The organism is Pseudomonas sp. Sample_23 (assembly GCF_004307595.1).
GTDB classification, from domain to species: Bacteria; Pseudomonadota; Gammaproteobacteria; order Pseudomonadales; family Pseudomonadaceae; genus Aquipseudomonas; species Aquipseudomonas atacamensis.
Window position 1 is genome coordinate 48,136 of the sequence record NZ_RCNX01000026.1, and the last position, 210, is coordinate 48,345.

Sequence of the window (210 nt, forward strand, 5' to 3'; positions counted from 1 at the left end):
AGAGCAAGAGCAAGAGCAAGAGCAAGAGCAAGAGCAAGAGCAAGAGCAAGAGCAAAAGATCGCAGCCTTCGGCAGCTCCTACAGTTGGATCGTGGGCATTTGGGAGAAATGGGTTGCTCGGCAGGCCGCCTTCGCGAGCAGGCTCGCTCCCACAGAAAAGCAAAGCAGCGCAGCTGCCCGCGGCGAAGCCGCCCCACTCAACAATGAGCG

1 protein-coding gene is annotated in these 210 nt (G+C 59.0%); it reads left to right on the top strand.

The annotated features are described in order from the left end of the window. Positions 1–210, top strand: a 210-nt coding sequence (locus tag D8U82_RS28270; protein ID WP_206663323.1) for a hypothetical protein, incomplete at both ends; no start/stop codon positions are given.